The organism is Rickettsia bellii RML369-C, from assembly GCF_000012385.1.
In the GTDB taxonomy this organism is placed as follows: domain Bacteria; phylum Pseudomonadota; class Alphaproteobacteria; order Rickettsiales; family Rickettsiaceae; genus Rickettsia; species Rickettsia bellii.
In genome coordinates this window covers 252,780-277,541 of the sequence record NC_007940.1, presented here as the reverse complement: position 1 = coordinate 277,541, position 24,762 = coordinate 252,780, and the positions used below count along the sequence as shown (strand labels likewise).

The window sequence follows — 24,762 nt, the reverse complement described above, 5'->3', positions numbered from 1 at the left end:
ATGTTAAATAAATTATGCAGGATATTATTTTTTATAAGTCTATCCCTAGCCACGTTGCAAAGCTATGCTGCTGCACCGCCGCCATTACCTATGCCATCACAAAATTCTGATATAAAAAGTAAAGATGAGCAGCCTACTTCTGACTCTGGATCATCTATGTCCATTTTCGATAAGATTAAACAGTTTTTCCATAAATCACCAAAAAAAAAACCATTGCCTAAACCGCAAGCACAACCAGATAAGCCAAGTGATAAATTAGTTTCACAAGAACCTAACAAAAACGAAGTACAATTGCCTAGTGCAAATAATGAGGTTCATCAAACTAATATGAATTTAGCTTCGCATAATGATACGAATAGCGAGAAAGAAGCATCTGAGCCTTTTATAGACATGGGTAGTGCAACATTACCTAGTGCAAGTAATCAGACTCATCAAACTAATACGAATTTAGCTTCACATAGTGATACGAATAGTGAAAAAGAAGCATCTGAGCCTTTTATAGATATGGGTAATGCAACATTACCTAGTGCAAGTAATCAGACTCATCAAGCTAATGCAAATTTAGCTTCTCATGATGATACGAAAGATGGGGCAGCTTCTAGTGAAAAAGAAGCAAATAGTACGCCTTTGCCTAATACTGCAAATAATGAAGAAGCACAGCCGGAGCTTAAAGTAGCTGGCTCTCTTATATCTAATCCGCCTCTTCGTCCAGGTAGCTATGTAGTACCACCTGCACCACGTACCCAAGTATATCAACCTATTGCTCTGCCGCCTACGCATCAATATATAAAGCTTACTCCTCCACCAGAGGCGAATGAACAGCAAGATAATGTAACTGCACCACCACCTCCTCAAGTGGTAGCTCCTGCACCAACAGTAATGCCAGCTACTCCTATTCCTGTAGTTAATCAGCCTACAGCAAGTGACGTAGTAACACCGCCAATAACGACTCCTGTACCTGTACCGGCAACACCATCTACGCCTAATACGCCTGTACCTACAGTTAATCAGCCGGCAGCACCAACTGCACCTAGTAATACGCCTATACCGGCGGTACAGCCTGTAGTTCCGCCTGCAACAATGCCAAATACAACCGATTCTTCAGCCAAAACTGATAATTCGAAAGAAACATTTACTGCTGATGTGAATTTGCCGAAAAAGCAAGATTGGGATGCTCCATTAAAGCCTGTGGAAGTGTTATCTGCAAATCAGAATCAAGGTTCTAATAATACTAATGCTGCTAATAATTCAGTGCCAGCTAATCAGAAACAGATACAGCCACAAAATACAAGCACTTCAGTAAGTTCTTCAAATGTAGTTGTTAAGAAGCAAGATAATATCGTAAATACAGAACTAACGGAATCAGCAACGAAATTTGCTAAAGATGAAAGCCAAATGTTATTATTGCCTGATGATGATATTATACTTGGTAAGTTAACCGAGCAGGCTACTTTAGATCAGATGGATATATATTCATATATTAAGCTATTCCAGAAAAAAGAAGAATGGATAGCAAATGCTGATAGAAGAAAAGCTGTAGAAAGTCTTGTTAAATATGACAACGATCTAAATAAGAAAAAAGATATTACCGCTACCTTATCTTATTGTAGTGCAATAGATAATTCTTTTAGAGCAATCGATAGAAATAACCTTTCTAAATTACGTGTTTTACTTGATGTTTACCCTATATTACAAGAAAAAAATAATAAAGGTGATACATTACTTACCGCTGCCGTTTATAAAGATAATTATTATCTAGCAAAATATTTAGTAATACGCGGCATCAAAATTTCTACTTTAAACTCTGAATGTCAATATCCTCTAGATATCGCCCTAGCACGAGGAAACACTAATATAGCATGTATGCTGACCAAAGCTAAGGGTTACTAATACTCGTCTTACATTATTATTAATTATATATTTTCTTCAAACCCTAATTGCTTTTCTATACTAAATAGTTTAATTTAAAGAAGTATCAGAAATTCTTTTTTAATCGTAATTCTAACTTATGAGCGATCTATTTAGCTTCAACAAAGAAAAAAAAACTAAGATAATTAATAATACATATAGTGCAAAAGATATTGAAGTATTAGAGGGGCTTGAGCCTGTTCGTAAAAGACCCGGTATGTATATTGGTGGCACAGACTTAAATGCTATGCATCATTTAGTATCTGAGGTACTTGATAATTCTATGGACGAGGCTGTCGCCGGTTTTGCAAGCATTATCACGATAAAAATGCATCAGGATCACAGTATAACCATATCGGATAATGGTCGTGGAATCCCTATCGATAATCATCCAAAGTTCCCTAACAAATCAGCATTAGAAGTTATTTTAACTACGCTTCACTCTGGCGGTAAATTTTCAAGCAATGTTTATCAAACTGCTGGCGGGTTGCATGGTGTTGGAGTATCGGTAGTTAATGCCTTGGCAGAACATCTAGAAATTAAAGTGTATAAGCAGGGTAAATTATATAAGCAAAGCTATGCAAAAGGTGAAAAATTAACCGAATTAATATGTGAAGAAGCACCTAAAAGGCTAAAAGGTACATCGATAAACTTCATCCCTGATCCAGAAATTTTTGGTGACAAGATACATTTTAATCCTAAAAAAGTTTATGAACTGGCAAGATCGAAAGCTTATTTATATCGAGGTGTTACTATAGAATGGGAGTGTGAAATTGAAGCATCTAGCGATGTACCTAAGAAAGCATTAATAAACTTCCCAAATGGTTTAAAAGATTATTTAAGCTCAAAAATAACACCAGATGATTTAATTACGACGGAAATCTTTTCTGGGAATGTTGAATCAGAGCAAGACGGCATAAAGCTTGAATGGGCAATTTGCTGGCAAAATAATGACAGCTCGGCATTTATTCAATCTTATTGTAATACTGTCCCAACACCCTTAGGCGGAACTCACGAACAAGGTCTTAAATCTGCTTTACTACGCGGACTTAAAGCATATGGTGAAATGGTTGGGAATAAAAAAACCGCTAATCTAGCTATCGAAGATATTTTAGAAACTGCAAGCGTTGTACTATCTATTTTTATAGCTGAGCCTACTTTTCAAGGGCAAACTAAAGAAAAATTAGTATCTCAAGGTGTAAGCAAGCCTGCGGAAAATATTATAAAAGATCATTTTGACCATTTTCTTAGTAGCAACAAAACCATAGCTAATAATTTGCTTGAGCATTTTATAGCCATTGCTGAGTTTAGATTAAATAAGAAAAATGAAAAAACTATTTCTCGTAAAAATGCTACGCAAAAATTACGTCTGCCCGGTAAGCTTGCTGATTGCACAAGAACTTCACCAGAAGGTACGGAATTGTTTATTGTAGAAGGTGATTCGGCAGGTGGTTCAGCTAAACAAGCACGTAATAGAGAAACGCAAGCGGTATTGCCGTTATGGGGAAAAGTCTTAAATGTTGCAAGCTCTACGCTTGAAAAGATAGTTAATAACCAAGCTATACAAGATTTAGAAATAGCTCTTGCTTGCGGTAGTATGAAGAATTATAAAAAAGAAAACTTGCGTTATGAGAAAATAATTATTATGACTGATGCCGATGTTGATGGTGCTCACATAGCTTCATTATTAATGACTTTCTTCTTTTTAAGAATGCCAAAATTAGTAGAAGATGGACATTTATATTTAGCAAAACCACCACTTTATCGCTTAACTCAGTCTAATAAAACTTATTATGCAAATGATGAAGAGGAAAAAGCCAAACTAACAGATAAATTATCCAAGAGCAGTAAAGCTAAAATTGAAGTTGGTAGATTTAAAGGACTCGGTGAAATGATGCCTATGCAGTTAAAAGAAACTACCATGCATCCAGAAAAAAGATCACTTCTAAAAGTTACTTTAGAAGATTTTCAAAATGTTGATAAAATAGTAGATGATTTAATGGGCAAAAAGCCGGAAAAAAGATTCCAATTTATTTATGAGCAAGCTTTAGTTAAAATGGATAAGATTATTAACGAGCTGGATATTTAAGATAAGCGTCATTGCGAGGAGCGAAGCGACGAAGCAATCTCATAAGGCAGTAGTACAAGACTCCTAAGATTGCTTCGTCGAAACTTACAGTTTCTCCTCGCAATGACGGGATGACAATAAAAATGGAGTATTATGTATTTACGTTTAATTATAGCATTATTTTTTACTATAAATTTTGTTTCTGTATTTGCCGCTACTAAAGAAGAAACAAAAGAGCCTGAAAATAAAATAACAAACGAAGAGGCTTATAAGCAATTTCAGGAAATATTTGAACGTGTTGAAAAAGAATACGTAGAAATACCAGATAAACAAAAAATGATAGATGAAGCGATTAACGGCATGTTAAATTCGCTTGATCCGCATTCAGGTTATTACACAGGTGAGGATTTTGAAGATATTTTTACATTTACTAAAGGTGAGTTTGGCGGAATTGGAGTTACCATAATGTATGATAGCGGGGCTATAAAAATAATATCTCCTATTGATGATTTGCCTGCATTCAAAGCTGGTCTAAAAGGAGGGGATTACATAGTCGGGGTGAATAACGAATTAGTATCTACAATTGGTCCTAACAAAGCCGTGAAAGAAATGCGAGGTACGCCGGGGACTAAAGTTAAATTACTAGTTATAAAAGCCGATGAGGTGAAACCACAAGATATAGAGCTTACTCGTGAAATAGTGAAAATGAACCCAATAAAAGCACATTTAGAAAAAAATAATATTGCTTATATACGTATTATTACTTTTAACGAATCAACAATCTCTGAATTGAAAGCAGCAATAAAGAAGCTCAAATCTGAAAGTAAAGACGATATTAAAGGTATTATTCTCGATATACGTAATAATGCAGGAGGTATACTAGAACAGGCAATTGCTGTTAGTGATTACTTTATTGATTCCGGTATAATATTAACGACAAAAGGTAGAGCTAACTTGATCGATACTGAAACCAAAGCAAATGAGTTTTCACTGAAAGCTCCAAAAGTTCCTATGATAGTCCTGATAAACGGTAATTCTGCTTCAGCTTCAGAAATAGTAGCAGGAGCGTTGCAAGATCATAAAAGAGCGATAATACTTGGGACTAAATCTTTTGGTAAAGGTTCAGTTCAGGCTTTGACTCAAATTAATCAAAGAGCAGCTGTAAAACTTACTATCGCTAAATATTACACACCAAGCGGTCGTTCTATTCAAGCAGATGGTATAGAGCCTGATATTATAATTGAACCAGCAAAAGTAGAATATCCGGAAGTTAAAAAAATAGATAAACGTTTTTCTGAAAGTTCTTTAAAAAATTATTTAAAGAATGATGTTGAAAAAGATAATTCATCCAAAAATAAAGATAGTAAAAAAGAAACAAAAGATAAAAATAACAAACAAGAAGATAACGAATTATCTGAATTATACAAAAAAGATTACCAATTTGCTCGTGCTTATGATGTAATTACAGGGTTAATTATTAATAAGAATCTAGAGACAAAAGGGGAAGTTAAATAAGAGTGGACCAGCCCCACCTATGTCACCCCGTGACTTGACCACGGGGTCCAGTTAAAAATATCAATGATATTGATATTTTTAATTGTTTTTCTGGATCCCGTGGACAAGACACGGGATGACACCGAAGACGCTTTTTTATCTGTGCAAAACCTCATGCGGGGACGATATTGAATGTATAAAATGCTTCTTTTAAAAGAAAAATAAGGTGATAATGAACCATAATAAATATATAGTCAGATTATCATTTGTTGTATTGTTTCTTAATATTGTCATAAATATGATGTTCTATCGTTATTTTATGATAAAAGAGATGATAGTAAAACAGGTAGCTTTACAAAACACTAAAATTGCTTGTCTTTATACCCGCAATATTTGGAATGCTCATGAAAATGTAATTAATAAATTACATAAATTTGGCTATTTAAAATTATTACAAGATCAAGAATTCATTGATTTTGTCATTATTACCGCTGATTGGTTTACTAATCTTGATATTAATATTTCTCTGTATGATCTTAACGGTAATAAATTTATTACCAGTAATATGCTAAATATGTATAGTGTGGATAATTATCCAGATGATAGTTTAGTTGAAATATTCACCGCAAAAATTGATAAATATTTTTTTAGATCTCTTACTGCAAAAGCACCTTTGTTAAGTGCTCTTGAAGGTATTACCAGCCATATATTACTTCCCAAGGTTATAATTCAGAATGAAAATGATTTAACAGAAAAAAAAGCCTCTTTTATTACTAGCTATATACCTATTATAGGTAGTGATTTAAACAATTTTCCAGTAGATGCAATACTTGAGATTAATACTAATATTACTAATCAATGGCAAAATATAATATCTCTTGAGCAAAAAGTTTTTATAACTTTTATTATTATCTTTATAATATTTTGTACTATAATTGTTAGTAATACCAATTATGCTAGGCATATTATCGAAGAGCAGCTAGTAACAAATAGAAATTTAAAAGCTGAAATAATAAAGGTAGAAAAGACTAGTTCATCAAATACAAAATTCTTTGCCAATATTAGTCATGAGTTACGAACCCCTCTTAACGCCATAATAGGTTTTTCTGAAATTTTAATGTCAGAAAAAGATCCAGAAAAAAGTAGAAATTATATTAAAGATATTAATGATGCTGGTAAGCATCTACTTAGTATGATTAACGATATTTTGGATCTTTCTAAGGCTTCTGCCGATAAATTAAAAGTAGATAGTATTGATCTCGATTTAAATAAACTGGTTAGCTCATCACTTATACTTGTTAAGCCTCGTGCTGATCAAGCTGGAGTAGAATTAGTTAACAAGTCACCGAAAGAGCATATCGTTATAAAGGCAGATCCAAAAAGACTTAAACAAGTATTTTTAAATCTTCTATCAAATGCTGTGAAATTTACGAATGCCGGCGGAAGTGTTACTATTACAATGGAAAAAGATGAGCTAGCTAAATTAGTATATATAAAAGTTATAGATACCGGTATTGGTATTGAAGAAAAAGATATTCCAAAAACTTTATCAACATTTGGACAGATTGATAGTGAACTTAGCCGCAAATATGAAGGTACTGGGCTTGGACTACCCCTTACTAAAAAGTTAGTTGAGCTTATGAATGGTAAATTTGATTTGCAAAGTAAAATAAATGAAGGAACTACTATTATACTGACTTTTGCTTATGACGGCAGCATCGAAATATAAAATATCTGCGGTATATGATAGTTTATTATAAGATTTTTAAAAACATGTGGAATGTTAGAAAATTTTCAGTATTATAAGAAACATTATTGTAAAAATAAAAAAATAATATGAAGCTAGTTATTTTAATATTTACTCTTTTATTTTCATTATTAACGTTTGCAGAAAGTGGCACTATAAAGGGACAACCTTTAAAATATGCAGCAAGTAATGATTTTGAAAGTAGATTAGATGAGCAAGAGCAAGAAATTAGAAGATTGATTGGTAAAATTGAGGTTTTGCAACATAAAATTGATATATTAAGCAAAAATTCTAATGTTCCACAATTAAGTGAAAACACTGAAACTTCGGAAACAGATCATCAAAATACCCCTGATATTTTTGACGTAAGTCTGCTTAAAGATCTGCCTAATAACGTAGAGGAAGTAAAAACTGCTCCCGAACCTAACAAGGATGTTGCACCTGATAAACAAGCTTATGATTTAGCTCTTGCTTCTTACAAAGATAATAAAACTGATGATGCTAAAAATAAATTCAAAAACTTTATCCAAAAATATCCTAAGAGTTCGATGATTAGTAATGCTTATTTTTGGTATGGAGAATGCTTTTTTAAACAAAAAGATTATAATACGGCTGCTGTCAATTACTTGAAAGGTTATAAAGAATCGCCAAAAGGAGCAAAATCATCTGACGCTCTATTAAAGCTAGCACTTTCACTTGGCGAATTAAAAAAGACTACGGAAGCTTGCAATATACTTGATAAGCTGAATAAGGAATTCCCAGGTAATAATAGAACAGCTGCATCTAAAAAAATGGCAGAAGATGCTAAGCTCAAATTTGGCTGTACCACTAAATCAAAATAAAAAATATGACAGATATTCTAGACGAAGTATTAAATGATCAAAATGAAGAAAAAAGGCTAATTTTTTTTAAAAGACTTTTACCTATAGTAATAATTATTGCCTTAATAGCTATTACTATAATGGTCATTAATAATAACAATAAAAATAAGCAAATTGAAAATAACCAAAAAAATGGTGATATTTTTGTTAAAGCAGTTAATTTAGAAGCTGTGCAAGGCAATAAGGAACTTGCTATTAGTACCTTGGAAAATTTAGTTGGCATTAGTGATACTAAGATAAAAGAGATTGCTTTACTAGAGCAAGTTGCTATAAAACTTTCAGGGCAACAAAATTCGGAAGCCAAAGATTTACTTAGTAAGATTATTGAAAATAAGGAATATTCAGAAATCGTCACTTCATATGCTCGTATTGCATGGTGTAGTCTCGTTATCGATGACGAAAAGCTAGATATTGCTGACAAAGAAAAATTAGTGAAATATTTAAATTATTTTGATGATGAAAATAAGCCTTTTTGGGCTACGGCAAATATTATGAAAGCTATTTGGGATATTAAGAGTAATATGCTTGCAGAAGCAGAAAAGAATTTAAGAAGTTTAGTAGCATCAAATAACACTTCAGATTTACTAAAAGATCAAGCAAAAGCTTTGCTTGCAGGCTTAGATAGAGCTAAATAATAGAATTAAAGGAGAAATATGATCAAAAAAATAGTAAGTTTATTATTACCGCTCATTATTTTAAGTGCATGTAACGCACTTGGTCCAAAAAGAGTAAAAAATATAGTTGAATTAACTCCTAAATTATCTCTGCAATCTAACGAGCCAATATATTTAGGGAACAGTGCAAATATATATGCATTTAATCCAAATATGTTAAAAAACAAGCGATATGATTTTGTTAAAAATAAAACCATTACAGAGCCTGTTTTTGTAGGTAATATGATTTATGCGTTAGATATAAGGTCAAATGTTTCAGCATTTTCTATAGAGAAAAATAAAGTTATTTGGTCTTATAATTTAAGCCGAAATAAAAAAGATAATTACATTGGTGGCGGCATTTTACATTATAACGACAAATTATATGTAACATATGGTTCAAGATTGTTAGTAGTACTGGATGCAAAAACAGGTTATGAAATAATTAGAAAACAGCTTCCTGATATCATCCGAACAAAACCGGTTATGCTAAATGATAGCACGGTTTTAGTCCAAACAATCAGCAATCAAACAACAGCTTTAAATGCTGAAACTTTAAAAAATGTTTGGGAGCATGAGAGCTTAGCTGAAGTTCTATCAGCAAGCTATTTCATGACACCGATAGTACATAAAGATAGTGTAATAATAACTTATAATTCCGGACAAATACTTGCATTAAATACAAAAAATGGTGAAGTAAAATGGAATTTTGAATTTGCAAGTTTCGATCATGTAGCTATACCAAATTTTGAAGAAGCTAGCATTTTATGTGCTCCTATTTATGATAATAATAATTTATATATAGCAACAGGGCTTGGTAAGCTTATTAAATTAAATCTCGATACAGGAGCAGCTATTTGGCAAGTAAATGCTGAGGATATTCAATCAACATCCTTAATCGGTAATAGTTTATTTGTCACAAATAATGCAAGGCAGGTAGCTGCTTTTAATCCTGAAACAAGCTTAGTAAAATTTGTAGCTGATTTAAATGATGGAAAAGATTCCAAAAAACTCAAAGCTTCTACTTTCTTAGCACCTTTTATAGCAGAGAATAACGGCAGCCGCAGCCTAGATATTATTTCTATGAGTGGTGTTTTATATAGCTTTGATTTAGATAATAATGATCATTTAGGTACAGTGCCAAATATTACTAAAATCATTAATAATATCCATTATTATGGCTTAACTGCTAATAAAAACTTATATTTTTCTACCGATAGAAAAATAATATTTGGAAACAAATAGTACTAAATATAACTTGACAAACTACTGGTATTAATGCTATTAAATATGGCTTTAGATCTTTATTCAAAAATTTTAATTAAAAAGATATTGTTGTGAAAACTTATTCTGCAAAACCATCGGAAATTGAAAAAAAATGGTGGGTTATAGACGCAAAAAATGTTGTACTTGGGAGACTTGCAAGTAGAGTTGCTAATATGCTTCGTGGTAAACATAAACCTAGCTTTACTCCTCATATGGATTGTGGTGATAATATAATCATAATCAATGCAGAGCATGTAACATTAACCGGTAAAAAAGCAAATCCTAAAGACGGGAAGATATATTATAGACATACGGGATTCCCAGGCGGTATTAAGGATACTACTGCAGGTAAAATTTTAAGTGGTAAACACCCTGAGCGAGTCATTAAAATGGCAGTTAAAAGAATGATTACAAGAAATGCTTTAGGTGCTAAGCAAATGAGTAATCTATATATTTATGCAAATAGTGAACATCCGCACGCAGGGCAGCAGCCTGTAGTTTATGATTTTGCAAGCCAAAATCCAAAAAATAAGAAGTAATCAACTATGACAACGTTAAAGATTAAAACAGACAAAGTAGAAAAGCCGCTAAATAAGGAAGCTTTAATTGCTGATAAACAAACAGTTAAAACTCCTAAAGAGAAAATGGATAACTCAGGTAGATTCTATGCCACTGGTAAAAGAAAAAACGCTATAGCACGAGTTTGGCTTAAACCAGGAAAAGGGCAAGTAATTGTTAATAAAAAAAGTTTAGATCAATATTTTGCTTCTGAAACGCAAGTTAAAACTATATTGCAACCTTTTACTTTAACGAAAACTAATAATCAGTATGATATAGTTTGTACAGTTAGAGGTGGTGGTATTTCAGGACAGAAAGGTGCTATCTTGCACGGTATATCTAAAGCATTAGCACAATCAGCTCCAGACTTTCATGCTGTTTTACGTAAAGGTGGTTTCTTAACACGTGATTCTAGAGTAGTAGAGCGTAAGAAATACGGGCAACATAAAGCACGTAAGAAAACACAATTCTCTAAACGTTAATTTATTGTTTTATTTCGTTTTCGTGTAGGTGAAGCATTATTGCGTGGGATTGAAAAACGTCCTCTGCGTCATCCCGTGGCGGTATTGTTGCGTAGGTCGAGAGTCGTCATTGCGAGCGACTGCAAGGAGCGTGGCAATCCAGAAAAAATAATAAAAAATGCTATAAGTTAGCATTTTTTACTGGATTGCTTCGTCAATTACTTCGTAATTTCCTTAGCTCAGACGGTAAAATTGATCCACGCAGGGCAAGCCTTAGGCGAGAATGACATTGAAGCCATGCAATAACTAGGTACAAGCTAACTAGATGATACCGAACACGCTTTTAGATTGGACGAAATTAAGACTAACTGAAGAACAATAAAATATCGCATTTACAGCAAAATCCACAATAAAAACACATCCTTGGCGGGGTAGCTCAGTTGGTTAGAGCGACGGAATCATAATCCGTGTGTCGGGGGTTCAAATCCCTCCCTCGCTACCATTTCTTCTTTTTTTAATATTCTGTCTACAGTAAAATAGCACTAAATAATTTAAAAAATCAGTGTCAATGTGAGAAAAAATTAATGTTATCAGATAGCTTTTATATCATTCCCGTATGAGGCTTGTCCCACGTAAAGCGGAAAACATTCTTGGTGTCATTCTTAGCTAAAAGTAGAAATCCAGAAAAAGCGAGATAAATCGAGCTTTTAAAATAATTCGTTATTCACTGCGAATCAGGAGGAATATCTCCTAGATGTGATACGTCAGAATTTAAAAATTTAAATGCCGTAAGATGACAAAAATCATAATCTCCTGTTTTTTTAGCACTATAATCTTCAATCGTATTAATATTTTTAGCATCCTCTGCAATATTATACAAATTCCTAATCACTAAATCGTTACTTGGGGATGGATTAATGAATTTATAATTACTTCTATTATGAGTAAATTGTATTTTTGCTGCTGATTCTAGTGTTAACTCATTTATATCTAGGTCATTCAACGTTTGCTCAAAGTTTTTTCCCTTTGCAATATTAATAGAATTCAGTTTACTATATGGACATAAATTATTAAATATTGTATCAGTTTTAATAAAAATATCCGGTAAAAATGAGCAATAATTATTAAATATTATAGGTTCATTTTTAGTGCAACCTTCTTTTTGAATAATAAAGTCGATTAGATTTTCTCCATGATTACTTATAGTAATTTCTGATTCCAAAGTAACCTGAGCAACACTACAATAATTGCTAAACTCAAGGCGATCTCCAAAACCACTACTACTAATTCTAACTATACCAGCACTAATTTCAACAATAATTCCATTATCATAAGAAATCATAGTATAATTTAAACCGTGATTATTGTGATAGGTAATTTTAAAACCATCCGCAGGTATAATAGCTTCTTTAGTTTCAACCTTAAATTTTCCTACTGAGTTATTAAAAATAATTCCTTCATTATTAGTTTCAATCTCAACATCATTACCGCCATAATTATAAAAGATTTTAGTATAACTCAAATCTCTACCCTTACTATTATCATTAATAATTGTAACATTACTTTCTGAGGTAAGGGTATTTTTAAATGTAAACATACATTGAGAATTACCGATCGTTATAGGGTTTAAATCATTATTAGAATTAGTTATTGTTAACCTACTCATATCTTAACCTATTTTTAATTGTTGGTAGCAAAAACACTACACATAATAAAATTAATTGATTTTTTAGTAATTTACGTATATTGATAGATTAACTTTTAATTAATCTTTATAAAATAAATGCCTAATAAAATTATACCTACCCCTTTTGAAGCAATTAAACAAAATAATATGGCAGCATTCAAAGCTTGGCTTGAAGCAGGCGGAAATCCTAATGCTGAAGACGAAAATGGTAATAGTCTTGTTGAATTGCTTGCCACTCGGCATAATTTAGAAGGGATAAAAATACTTTCACCTTATAACCCCGATATGAGCGTAAAACGCAATAGTGTTGGTGAGTTTAGTAAGAATATAATCAATTTAACAGATAACAAAGAATTACAAAATTTTATTCAGCTTGAAACAGCATTTTATGAGAAAGATTTTAAGCGAGCAGAGATTATTTTTGGTATGAATATTTCTTCAAAATATCGTTCAATATTGTCTAAGCAAAGTCAAAATCTTAACAATCAACCATATAAACAAATAGCCGAATTTATCAAATTAAAACTTGAAACTTTAAATATTAATTCTATACAAAATAACCAAAATTTTTTAGAAGAGCATATGCAAAAGTTAGATCATTTACATAAATTTATAAAAAATGCTAAATATTTTCCAAATAGAAAAGTAGAAAAATTTTTTGACAAGAAAATTTTTGAATATGAAATATCAAAAGTAATAGATACTGAAACTTTTGAAGAATTTGAAAAAAACGAGCAGAAAGAAAAAATTAAATTATTAGGGGATAACCATTTCTTAAATTTCTTGCCCTGTTAGGAAAAAATAATATTATAAGTTTATCTTTTCCCCAAATAATTACTTTTATTGGCATTGGTATTATTAGTAGTTTTAATATAGTTTTGCCATCTATGAGTTGTGGTGTTCGTTAATTGCGGCTGTATTTTATGACCATATGCTGCAAATATTTTATTACCTATTTCTTTTAAACTTTGCTGGGAAATTTTATATTCTCTATTATTGTTATCTTGGCTGTTATTTAATTTTAATTCTTTAGTAATCTGATTTATTATTCCTTTTTTATTATCTACTAAATTATTAATAGGAATTCTTAGTAATTCTTTTGATAAAATATTTTGTACTTCTTCACGTACTGCAACATTAACTGTATTTACTTTATCTACTTCTTTTATCGCTGCTTCTATTAACGGATTTATTTCTCTTAATGCTCTGCTTTTAGCTTCACTATTTGATTGAAGGAAATTGTAATGTGGCTGACTCAAAGTTAAATTAGCTTCTGACTTTATCCAAGTTTTTTTATTCTCTTCGTTTTGCGTGGTAGTATTTTTAATAAGACGTGGCGGCTTTGGTGGAAGCGGATTATTTGATTGATTAGTATTTAATGTTCTTTGAGATTTAATTTCTGCTTTTAAAAACGCTCCTACTTTTTCATAACCGTTCTTTTTAGCAATAGAACTTGCGATCATTCCTCGGCTTCCTTTCTTTAAATCTACACCATTTTCTACAAGCATTTTTACCAGCTCTAAATTACCATTTTTACATGCTAAAAATAAAGCATTATCTCCATTATTATTTGATTTATTTATATCAGCTCCATTCTTTAGTAAAAGTGCAGCTATTTCTAAATCTCCTTTTTCGCATGCAGCCATTAAAGGAGTAGTTCCATCAAAAGTAGTTAAATTAGGATTAGCTTTATGCTTTAATAAAAGTTTTATTATATTTAAATCACCCTCATTACAAGCATTATATAAAATAGAAGACTTGGTTTTAGGGTTAATGACGTCAGGATTTGCTCCTTTCTCTAATAAAAGTTCTGTTATTTTTGTTGAATGGTTTCTATAAGCTGCAAATAATGGGGTAAAACCATCTTTATCTTTTGCATTAACATCAGCTTCTTTATCTAATAAAGCCTGTACTACCCTTTCAGAATTATTGTAACAAGCTAAAATTAATGGTGTAAAATCATTTGGTCCTAAAATATTAACTTTAATATTTTTATTAGCGAGTAAATTAAGAGCAATTTCTCTAGATTCTTCTGATGGATTAATACAAGAAACAATCAATGGGCTAAGCCCTCTATCACTTACTTTATTAGGATCAGCATTTTTTGCTAATAAAGCTTTTACGAGTTCTGGAGATTTTTTTTCACAGGCTTGTAATAAGGGAGTATCATTATCAGTAGTAGGATAATTAGGATCAACATTATATTCCAGTAATAATTTAGCAATATCTACTGACTTATTCAAGCACGCAATATATAAAAGTGACATATCTATTTTTGTATATTTAGCATGCTGATCTGCTCCTTTATTTAGTAAAGCTTTAGTTAGTTCTACATTATTATTTCTAACAGTAACAGCTAAAAGTGAAGTACCTAAAATATTAACTATCTTATTTAAGATAGTTAATATTTTTTCTTTATCTTTTATATTATTCTTATTACTTAAATTGGCTATATTTAGTAATAAACCTGTAACATAATTTTTTAAATCTTTATCAGAAATATTACTAGTATAATGTTGGAATTTTTCTTTATCCTCTGAAGCTAAATATTCTCCAAATAACTTAGAAAAATTTTCTGCTTCTTTATTTAAATAATTTTGAAATTCCTTTAATAATTCTTCAGATTGTTTTTGTTCTAAAATATTTGAAATAATATTAGCCATTGAATCATGTTCAGGAGTGCGAGTAGTCTTAAATTTTACAATACGACCATCACTTTCTTTTTGATTAAACGTAGTAGCCTGATAGTTTTCAAGCTGGTCATATAAATATTGCAAATGTGGAGTTAGATTTTTTTCATTTATATAACGGGTAATAGAATGTAAATGAGCAAAATTATCCGCTGGTCCAAACGAACTATATTGAGATTTGACATGAGTTACTATTATACTTCCTGGATTTAAGAATGCTATATCCTTATTTGCTGTTCCTCCATAACATGACCAAAGATGAACATAGATAGGATCAATAGGTGAAGAACCTTGTAATTGTTGTAAAAATTTTTTTGTTTCCGTAACTTCTTCTGTACTTAATCGTAGATAATGTTTCTTATCGACTCTCTTACCATGTGCTGCAATATCAATTCTGGTATTAGGACCTATTTGTACATTATGTTTTTTTAATTCCAAGTATATTGCATATATATCAGCATCATCTATTCCATCACCCACTACTAAACAGTCTTTTCTATCATATAATTTCAATATTTCAGGATCGGGTTCAATTTCAGGACCTACTATGTATAGTGCTTTTAATTCTCTAGGTTCTGCTTTTTCACTAATTACAGCTTTAGACATATTTTTAATAATATTTAATTCTTATTAATTAATAAGAACATATTTTATTAAAAAATATAAGCGATTATTAATATTTGATTTAAAAAGTAGAATTATTGTAATAAAAAAGTTGCAATTAACTCGTAGATTAAAATCATTATCATTTTATGAAAGCTCTATAAATATTTTTATTCATAGTAGAAAACTAATTTACTTTTTATATTTTTAGTAGTACTTGTATTGTACACAAAATATAAAAAGGATATTAATTATGCTAAAGAATGACACATATAAAGAAAACTTAAATGCAAATATTAGGGATTCGTTATTACAAAATATTAGAGAAGTTATCGAATATAAAAAGAATGATATTACTTATGGTTTACTTACGGGTAGTTTTGGTATTCACAATTATAGAATGCAAGACATAAATAGCTTTATATTTGATGAAATAGCAAAAAAATACCGTAATAATAAAGATGAATTTAAGAAAGGTATTTCTTTTATAAAAGAAAATGCTCACTTATATGCTCCGTTAATCGATCATGACAAAACTAAATTTAGCAATCTTGTCCATGATGATTGTTATCAGGAACTAACAGAGATTATAGGTATGACGCCTGAGGAATATCTCAATTCACTTTAGGTTTAACACACCACAAAGCTATTAGCGATATTGCGACTATATAAACCGCAATCGATATACTGCTATTTGTGATATGCCAGAGCATTAAACATGTGGAGGGAGCAAGCCGTCCGATTAGTGAAGAGCCGATGCTACTGCCGATACCAACTAGCATATATTTATCGGCAGTTTTAAACAGATCATTTAGCCAGCAATTTAATGGGGCAAGAAAGCTAACTCCGGCTAATATAATAAATATGCGAACAAAATTAACATACCATATTGATGAGTTATTTAAAAACCACCATAGGGGAATTAAGCTTAAAATCATTAATATAAGAGTGCCTCTTAATATTTTAAGATAATGAAATTTTTTGGTTAGATTCCCGATTACTGGAATCATAATCATATCAAAAATCAGAAATTCCGTATTAAACTTCATCATTGTTTCTAAGGAAATATCAGTAATGAGAGGAATAAAGCTATTCATAAAGACGAATGGCACTATGTAGGTCATATATGAAAAGCCTACGGCAAAGCTGATTCGTATGATATTTAGCTTATTATTCCATATTGTGAGTAGGTTATTTATTATGTCATTGCGAGGAAAAACTGCAAGTTTTGACAAAGCAATCTCGGGATAATGAAATGAGATTGCCACGCTCCTTTTAGTCGCTCGCAATGACATTTCGCTCTTCCTTAAAAAATAACCGACAAGTGCAGTAAGTCCGCCAAATATAAAGCATACCCGCCAGTAACCGTTATAATCAGTATTTAAAACTATAGTACTGATATAAGATGCGAAGATAATCCCAAACATGGTAGAGGTATTATAAAGGTAAGAAGCTTTAAAGGCTTTTTTTCCTTCTTTATTCTCTAAAATAAATAACTTAGCAATAGCACATTCTCCTTCAGAATATATACCCTGCATAGTCCTAATTACGACTAATAATAGCGGTGCAAGCCAGCCTATTTGAGCATGTGAGGGTATCAATCCTATTAAAGCAGTGGTTAAAGCAACGCCGATTAAAGAGTGAGATAATGCAAAAACTCCACCATATTTTTTAGCAATTACTCCAAAAAAATAAGAACCTATAGGGCGAGTAAATAGGGAAGTAGCAAGAACGCTATAAGTTAAAATTAACGCTACTATTTTATCGTGATTCGGGAAGAAAATGCCGGCAAGAAGTGGAGCGAGAAATCCATAAAGCACGGTATCAAAATGATCTAATGCATTACCGATTAATATTGAGATGTCTCTTTTATTTAAGGAGTTTTTCATTTTGTAGGCATATTATATAATCTGTAGCTAATAAGATACCAAGCATGATAAACGACAAAGCTACCAACTACAGCAGAAATAGAAAATAGGAAATCACTACCATTAACTGTGCCATACGGAACGCTAGAAGATAAAGCACCAGCATAAATACCTACGCTACACATAGAAAAGTATGAAAATAATGCTGTTCTAAATTCATATCCTTTAAATTTATCAATCAATATTAAAATATTGCAAATAAAAATTGATCCTAAGCAACTTCCGATCAATATAACATATAATATATTTAGGTTTTTGTTCCAACCATGTAGTGGTAATAGAATAAAGCATATGAGTAGGACTAAAGTTAATATGAAATTAGCTAAATATTTATTTGCTTTATTTATTAGATAACAAATAGGTATTATGGAAAAAAATATTCCTGTAAAAATATATTTCAATATTAGTGATAGATTAATTAATGCTAATTCTTTTTTTAAAGCAAACGCTTCATAATACCAAAATATATCTAAGGTAACATAAGACACTACAAATCCCGTTAATATCTGTAATTCCACATTTTTTATCAAAGATGAAAATTTTGAATTCAATTTCAAAGTGTGGATAGTGGGATTAGAATGTAGAAACTCAGTTAAAATATTGATGCAGTATAATAAAGCACAAATTATTATGGTATTATTTGTTGGGTTAATGAATTGACTTATTAAGTTTATTATTAGATTTCCGCATGCCCATAATAATATTACACAAGCTAAGAAAAAATATTTTTTCTCGCCGGAAGTTTCAATAATCTCTAGTACTGTTGAGGTGAAATATGCAAATATTCCTGCGTTGATTAGAATAAAGTTAATTTTAATGAAAGTAAAATCATCTAGTAAGACTAAGTTAATAGTACAAAGAATGAGCAATATTAAACTAGTAATAATAATTACTTTATTACTTAATTTATTGATTAGCTGGGTTAAAGCGAAAGCAGCAATTATTGAGCCTAGGAATTTAGTTTGATTGATATTATTTATCTCTTCTCCACCTAAACCTTTATTTATAAGTAAGAAAATTTTAGAAGTATAAAAATTTGTAGCATTAATACAAGAAAAAATAAATATTCCCAAAAGTGAAAATAAAATTGTCTTATAATCGTTTTTTAAAGTCATAAATTAAGTGTTTGCTAAACATACATACATGGTATATAACTCATAGTTAATAAGTTTACTGTATCAAGATACGATACAAAGGTTAAAACTATTTTAGATATACAGAGTTTAGTATAAATAGTTATTCTAAATAATTAAAGAGATTTTTTCATTAAGATATTTATAGTTAATATTTTAGTATGATGAGCTTATATAGCATTAGATATATAAAATAAATATCTAATGTAGTTTTTATATATGATAAATAATTTAATGTAAGAAAAATAATAATATAATTCGCTACTTAATTTACCTATGGTTATGCACAGAATCCAAAAAAAGATAGGTACTTATTTAAATAGATTAATACAAGATATGCTTAAGGTGTTATATTAATTATTTATTCTTCGAGTTAGTGAGCGAGATTAATGAATAAAAAGATAATAATTGATGCTAATTTCTCAAATGAAACAAGAGTAGTTTTATTGGGACAAAGCAATAATATAGAAGATATTGAATTTCAAACAACAAGAAAACAACAAAATAAAGGTAATATTTATTTAGCAAAAGTAACGAGAATAGAGCCATCTTTGCAAGCTGTGTTCATAGAATATGGTATGGATAAAAGTGGCTTTTTGCCTTTTAGCGAAATACATCCCAATTATTATAATTTACCTGCATCAGAGAAGAATTTTCCAATTAACGCATTTCCTGAGATAGTACCACCTAATATCATTCTTGATGATGAGGATGAGGTGCGGGCAGCTACTTCATATGACCCATTAATTGATGGTGAAGAAATCGATCTAAAGGCTATAGAGGATTTAGTAGAGAGTAAATTTCAGTCAGAGCTTAATTTAGAAGCAGCAGATGATATTGAAATTATCCAAAGCGATAAGGAAGAAAATATTCCTCAATATAAGCAATATAAAGTACAAGACGTAATAAGAAAAAACCAAATATTACTAGTTCAAGTTACTAAAGAGGAGCGTGGAAATAAATGTGCAGCTTTTACTACTTATGTATCTTTAGCGGGTAAATATTGTGTTTTAATGCCTAATAAAGCAGCACAAAATGGTATATCTCGTAAAATATCAAATGGTGATGAAAGAAAAAGACTTAAGAATATTTTAAATAAGGTAGTAAACGGCGATAAGAGTCCTTATAGCGTAATTATCAGGACAGCAGGTAGAGGTTGTAGTACTTTGGACCTGAAAAAAGATTATAGCTATTTATCAAGGTTATGGAATAAAATCCGTAAGAGTACTGTTAAATTTCCAGCTCCTTGCTTTATTCATGAAGAAGATAGCATAATACGTAAAACTATACGTGATATGTGTGATCATAATGTCAAAGAGGTCATAATTTATGGGCAAGAAGCATATGAAGATGCGGCAAAATTTATGCAAGATTTGCTACCTTCAGAGATGACAAAACTTAAAGAGCATAAAAGTAAAACTCCTATATTTACTAAGTTTCAAGTAGAGGAACAATTAATTAAGCTATATCAGCCTGTGGTAACTTTACCTTCAGGAGGATATATTGTTATTAATCCAACTGAAGCTCTTATTTCTATAGATGTGAATTCCGGTAGATCAACTTCTGAAAAAAATATTGAAGAAACAGCCTTAAAAACTAATTTAGAAGCAGCAAAAGAAATAGCAAGACAAGTTAAGCTTAGAGATTTATCAGGTCTTATAGTTGTTGATTTCATTGATATGGATGAAACAAAAAATCGTAAAATTATTGAGAGATCTTTTAAAGAATTCTTAAGTCGTGATCGTGCACGTATACAAACCGGTAATATTAGCCAGTTTGGATTGCTTGAATTTTCAAGGCAAAGATTACGTTCTTCTTTCCTAGAAACTAATTCTTCAATTTGTTCTCATTGTAATGGCAAAGGTGTTGTTAGAGCCGATGAGTCGAATGCTATGCTAATCTTGCGTACTATTGAAAATGAAATTTTCGAAGATAGAATTGATATAATAAATGTTTTTGCTAATGTTTCTTCGGTGATTTATCTACTTAATAATAAACGTCAGGAAATAAAGTTTATTGAAGAGAAATATAATATAAGGCTCAATTTTTATTCTGATCCTAACGCTACATCTGATAGCTATTCAATCGAAAAAGTAAAATTATTAAAGAAAAATAATAATAACCTCAATGCTGGTAAGCCGGTGATTCAAAATCATAGTGCTGATTATACCGAAGAAGAGCCTAAAAAAGAGCAGCTACGTAAAAATAAGTATAAATGGAAAACAGGCAATAATAATAACGTCGTCAGTGAAGAAAAGAAAAAAGTACCTGAAATAAAAGAGGTAAAAGATCAGGTAGTAAGTGTTGTAAAGGAAGAAGTAGAGATTACAGATGATGGTGTAGTAGTAGAAGAAAAACCACTACCAAAAAAGACAAAACGCAGATATCGTAATAAAAAATCGAATAAGAACCGTCCTGTGGCTAATAAAGAGAGTTCTGTGGCAGAGGATAGCGGGGGCAGTGAGGGGTAATATACGTCATTGTGAGGAAGCATTGCCCGCGTGGATCAATTTTCCTGTTGTCATCCCGCGACTTGATCGCAGTATCCAGCATAAAGCGAGAGAAATCGAGCTTTTAATTTTAATAATATAATGAAACAATATTATGTATATATACTAGCAAGCCAGCATAATGGTACATTATATATTGAAGAAACTTCAAATATTATAAAAAATGGGATGATTTATATGAAAAAATTATTTTATAATTTTTAACTGGATCCCGTGAAATAAATCACGGGATGACAATTGGAAAACCGATCCATGCGGGCAATGTCGCCACAATATGACACCGATCCTTAAGTTGACACACATGTGCCTATGCAGGAATTACATAAGAAGCAGGTAACACCACCTTGGCTATAGAAAATAAATATTTCAATGAAAACCGAACTACCTGAACGCTCTTTACATATTAGGGGCAGGCTAAATTTTATAGTGCAACAAATTTTAGAACTCGCACAAGATAAAATCGCTATGATTATCTTGTACGGCTCTTTTGCTAGAGGTGATTGGGTACGTGATCTACCTAACGGCTATCATAGCGATACAGATATTTTGATTATTTTGAAAAAAGGTAAGTATAAAGGTCATGCTACTTTAAATTTAGAAGATAATATATATAAAAGATTAATAAAGACAGGAGTAATAAACCCTAAACAAATTATTCCGTATGATTCACGGATATCTATAATTCTTGAATCAATAGAAGAAATAAATAGACAGTTAGAAAAAGGACGTTATTTCTATACCGATATTAAAAAAGAAGGTATTCTTTTGTATGATAGTGGTGAATATATTTTAAGCGAGGCTAAAGATTTACCTTGGAGCGAGATGAAAGAAATAGCTCAAGATGATTATAATTATTGGTTTGAAAAAGGATGCGGTTTTTTTATTGATTGTAAATACCCAATTGAGAGAAACCATCTCAATATAAGTGCTTTTTATCTTCATCAAGCTACCGAAAGTTTCTATAATGCTATTTTATTAGTTTTTTCTAATTATAAGCCGAAGTTACATGATTTAGAAAAACTAAGTAGTATGGCAGAAAATTATAGCAGTGAGTTATTACAAGTTTTTCCTATTGCAACGCCTGAACAAAAAGAATGTTTCGAGTTGTTAAAAAAAGCTTATGTTGATGCACGATATGATAAAAATTATAAGATCACAAAAGAACAATTACTTTATCTTATTGAGCAAATAGAAAAACTAAAAGAAATCACTGAAAGGATTTGTATAGCAAGGATTAGTAGGTAGCGTGTCATCCCGTGGTGGCGTTGCCTGCGTGGATCATTTTCCCCTGTCATCCCGTGATTTATGAACTAGAGCCAGTTAAAAATACTAATAAAATTAGTATTTTTTATTATTTTCTGGATCTAGTTAGCAAGCCACGGTTGTAAGAAAAGAAAGTGATATAATATAAGTTATAAATGTAATATAAACATTTATAAGAGAGTGTTAATACCCTATATAATGATATAGGGTATTAAGCGGGCATAAGCGACCGTCACGGTATAGTAGGTTTTATACGACCGGAGTCATCAAGGTACTATAGCCCGACTCTCGAGAAGTTTGAATAGTTGGAAGGGATGCGATAAGCACGCCCGATTACAATCCTAAACAATATAAAATCTCGAGGTACATATGATAAAATATCACAAACATATAGGAATTGATATAGGAAAATATAATTTTGTAGTAGGAATAGAGGGCATAAAAGATACAAAAGAATATGAGAATACAAGTTCCGGTATATTTGAATTTATTAATGATAATAAGGATATTTTAGCAAACTCTCTAACTGTAGTTGAAACAACAGGCGGATATGAACTAGAGTTATTGTATAGCTTATGTGAAAGAGGTTATGTAGTACATAGAGCAGATGCAAGAAAGGTAAAGAATTTTATCAGATCATATGGTAATAGTGCAAAAACAGATAAGTTAGATGCTAAAGCATTAGGATTATATGGTAAGGAGCGAGCAGATAAGCTTGAAGTATTTAAGCCTGAATCAAAACAAAATATACAATTATTTTCGGTTAGTACAAAGACGGAATGATTTAAAGCAAATGTTAGTTGCCGAAAAGAATAGATTACAACAAGCAAATACAGATAAGTTTGTTAAAAATAGCTGTATAAATATGATAGATGTTTTAAGTAATCAAATTACAGAGATTACTAATCAGGTAGAAGTGATTATATCATCAGATCAGCTGTTAAAAGCAAAGCATGAGATATTGAAAGAGATAAATGGCATTGGTAATATAGTTGCTTTTGAGTTATTAATATTATTACCGGAGTTAGGGAAGTTAACAAGACGGCAGATTGCTTCTCTTGCAGGGCTTGCTCCAAAAGCTAATGATAGTGGTAAATATCAAGGATATAGAAAGGTAGGACATGGTAGAGCAGGAGTCAAGCCTATACTATTCCTTGCTGCTATGTCAGCCCGTAATAGCAAGACTTCTGGTTTAAGACTCTTTTATGAGCGACTCATTAACAATGGTAAAAAGAAAATGGTCGCTCTTACCGCTTTAATGCGTAAAATTATTGTCATCGCTAATGCTAAATTAAAATCTCTTCTTTTTAATTTAAAACATAGTTGATGACATTGAAAGTGCTTTTCGATCCACGCAACAATACCGAGCGAGATTGCGGAGCGTATAAAAATACGTGAGCACAATCGAGACTCGCAAAATTTCATGTATAAACCTTATCGATTGAAGCTATATTCTGCATGAGTTCCTACAAATCAATAGTATCGGAAAGTTTTCCTAGTTTTCTGGATGGCTCGATGAAGACGTTCTTATGATGTCATTCCTGCGAAAGCAGGAATCTAGCATAAAGCGAAATTCGAACTTTTAACCCAAAAAACTTGCTCATTTGTAATTTTTCTGGATTCCTGCTTTTAGCTAGGAATGACATTGTGAGATTTTCTTGAGCCATACAGCAAAGTCGATTATATTTTATAATATTAAGATCCCAAAAAGGGAGCAAGTAAAATATTAGTATACTATTTGGTGCTATGCTACAAAATAGTAATACTAATTTGTAGTGGCACGCTAAATTAGTATTAAAATTAAATATTTTTAAAGAAAAAATAGTAGAGGAATTTTTATCGGATTTATGGAATGGTTTATTGTTTTGAGAAATTAGCGTCATTGCGAGGGAGAGGCTTTGTATATCAATTT

Annotated in this window: 19 protein-coding genes, 1 tRNA gene and 1 pseudogene; 17 read left to right on the top strand and 4 right to left on the bottom strand. The window is 31.2% G+C overall.

Translation table 11 applies throughout. The features are described 5' to 3' along the window. The 11 genes and pseudogenes from RBE_RS01205 to RBE_RS01160 all read left to right on the top strand — a co-directional run bounded on the left by RBE_RS01205 (position 1) and on the right by RBE_RS01160 (position 11,538). A complete protein-coding gene (locus RBE_RS01205; RefSeq protein WP_011476925.1) occupies positions 1-1,890 on the top strand; it encodes an ankyrin repeat domain-containing protein in 1,890 nt (629 codons plus the stop codon). 118 nt (positions 1,891-2,008) lie between these two features. Next, positions 2,009-3,997 (top strand): DNA topoisomerase IV subunit B, encoded by a 1,989-nt coding sequence (gene parE, locus RBE_RS01200; protein WP_011476924.1) that lies wholly within the window; start codon positions 2,009-2,011, stop codon positions 3,995-3,997. A 132-nt stretch (positions 3,998-4,129) separates the two neighbouring features. Then, a complete protein-coding gene (locus RBE_RS01195; protein ID WP_011476923.1) occupies positions 4,130-5,491 on the top strand; it encodes a S41 family peptidase in 1,362 nt (453 codons plus the stop codon). Positions 5,492-5,702: 211 nt separating this feature from the next. Further along, entirely contained in the window at positions 5,703-7,199 is a 1,497-nt protein-coding gene (locus RBE_RS01190) for a sensor histidine kinase (RefSeq protein ID WP_011476922.1), read from the top strand. 107 nt (positions 7,200-7,306) lie between these two features. After that, positions 7,307-8,059 (top strand): tol-pal system protein YbgF, encoded by a 753-nt coding sequence (gene ybgF, locus RBE_RS01185; RefSeq protein ID WP_011476921.1) that lies wholly within the window; start codon positions 7,307-7,309, stop codon positions 8,057-8,059. 5 nt (positions 8,060-8,064) lie between these two features. Then, entirely contained in the window at positions 8,065-8,733 is a 669-nt protein-coding gene (locus RBE_RS01180) for a DUF2659 family protein (RefSeq protein WP_011476920.1), read from the top strand. 18 nt (positions 8,734-8,751) lie between these two features. Then, a complete protein-coding gene (locus RBE_RS01175; protein ID WP_011476919.1) occupies positions 8,752-9,996 on the top strand; it encodes a PQQ-binding-like beta-propeller repeat protein in 1,245 nt (414 codons plus the stop codon). 92 nt (positions 9,997-10,088) lie between these two features. Continuing rightward, on the top strand, positions 10,089-10,556 hold the full coding sequence (rplM, locus tag RBE_RS01170; protein ID WP_011476918.1) for a 50S ribosomal protein L13: 468 nt from the start codon (positions 10,089-10,091) through the stop codon (positions 10,554-10,556). A gap of 6 nt (positions 10,557-10,562) precedes the next feature. Then, a complete protein-coding gene (rpsI, locus tag RBE_RS01165; protein WP_011476917.1) occupies positions 10,563-11,057 on the top strand; it encodes a 30S ribosomal protein S9 in 495 nt (164 codons plus the stop codon). A 119-nt stretch (positions 11,058-11,176) separates the two neighbouring features. Continuing rightward, positions 11,177-11,287: pseudogene (locus RBE_RS09680) on the top strand (lytic transglycosylase domain-containing protein); the annotation flags it as partial. A gap of 174 nt (positions 11,288-11,461) precedes the next feature. Further along, positions 11,462-11,538 (top strand) — tRNA-Met (locus tag RBE_RS01160). A gap of 222 nt (positions 11,539-11,760) precedes the next feature. Here the strand turns inward: RBE_RS01160 and RBE_RS01155 are convergent. Then, positions 11,761-12,702 carry a hypothetical protein gene (locus tag RBE_RS01155; RefSeq protein ID WP_011476916.1) on the bottom strand — a complete coding sequence of 314 codons (942 nt, stop codon included), beginning with the start codon at positions 12,700-12,702 and terminating at the stop codon, positions 11,761-11,763. Between the two features lie 117 nt (positions 12,703-12,819). Between RBE_RS01155 and RBE_RS01150 the strand changes: the two genes are divergently transcribed. Continuing rightward, positions 12,820-13,518 carry a hypothetical protein gene (locus tag RBE_RS01150; protein ID WP_011476915.1) on the top strand — a complete coding sequence of 233 codons (699 nt, stop codon included), beginning with the start codon at positions 12,820-12,822 and terminating at the stop codon, positions 13,516-13,518. Positions 13,519-13,538: 20 nt separating this feature from the next. Here the strand turns inward: RBE_RS01150 and RBE_RS01145 are convergent, their stop codons facing one another. Further along, on the bottom strand, positions 13,539-16,019 hold the full coding sequence (locus RBE_RS01145) for an ankyrin repeat domain-containing protein (protein WP_011476914.1): 2,481 nt from the start codon (positions 16,017-16,019) through the stop codon (positions 13,539-13,541). Between the two features lie 250 nt (positions 16,020-16,269). On the opposite strand from RBE_RS01145, the gene RBE_RS01140 reads away from it, so the two are divergent. Further along, positions 16,270-16,644: a hypothetical protein gene (locus RBE_RS01140; RefSeq protein WP_011476913.1), complete on the top strand. Its 375-nt coding sequence runs from the start codon at positions 16,270-16,272 to the stop codon at positions 16,642-16,644. Here RBE_RS01140 and RBE_RS01135 read toward each other — a convergent pair. Together RBE_RS01135 and RBE_RS01130 are read right to left on the bottom strand one after the other, a co-directional pair. Continuing rightward, entirely contained in the window at positions 16,631-17,905 is a 1,275-nt protein-coding gene (locus tag RBE_RS01135; protein WP_011476912.1) for an MFS transporter, read from the bottom strand. The two genes, RBE_RS01140 and RBE_RS01135, sit on opposite strands and share 14 nt — an antisense overlap. Next, on the bottom strand, positions 17,902-19,059 hold the full coding sequence (locus RBE_RS01130) for an MFS transporter (RefSeq protein WP_011476911.1): 1,158 nt from the start codon (positions 19,057-19,059) through the stop codon (positions 17,902-17,904). The genes RBE_RS01135 and RBE_RS01130 overlap by 4 nt, the downstream gene beginning before the upstream one ends. Positions 19,060-19,466: 407 nt before the next feature. Here RBE_RS01130 and RBE_RS01125 point away from each other — a divergent pair, with 407 nt between their 5' ends. From RBE_RS01125 to RBE_RS09040, 4 genes are all read left to right on the top strand, one after another. Further along, positions 19,467-21,548, top strand: coding sequence for an Rne/Rng family ribonuclease (locus tag RBE_RS01125; protein ID WP_011476910.1), 2,082 nt, complete (start codon positions 19,467-19,469; stop codon positions 21,546-21,548). A gap of 408 nt (positions 21,549-21,956) precedes the next feature. Then, on the top strand, positions 21,957-22,832 hold the full coding sequence (locus RBE_RS01120; RefSeq protein ID WP_011476909.1) for a HEPN domain-containing protein: 876 nt from the start codon (positions 21,957-21,959) through the stop codon (positions 22,830-22,832). A gap of 387 nt (positions 22,833-23,219) precedes the next feature. Next, entirely contained in the window at positions 23,220-23,633 is a 414-nt protein-coding gene (locus RBE_RS09045; protein WP_011476908.1) for an IS110 family transposase, read from the top strand. Beyond that, positions 23,566-24,177 (top strand): transposase, encoded by a 612-nt coding sequence (locus tag RBE_RS09040; protein ID WP_228368747.1) that lies wholly within the window; start codon positions 23,566-23,568, stop codon positions 24,175-24,177. The genes RBE_RS09045 and RBE_RS09040 overlap by 68 nt, the downstream gene beginning before the upstream one ends. Positions 24,178-24,762 lie beyond the last annotated feature (585 nt).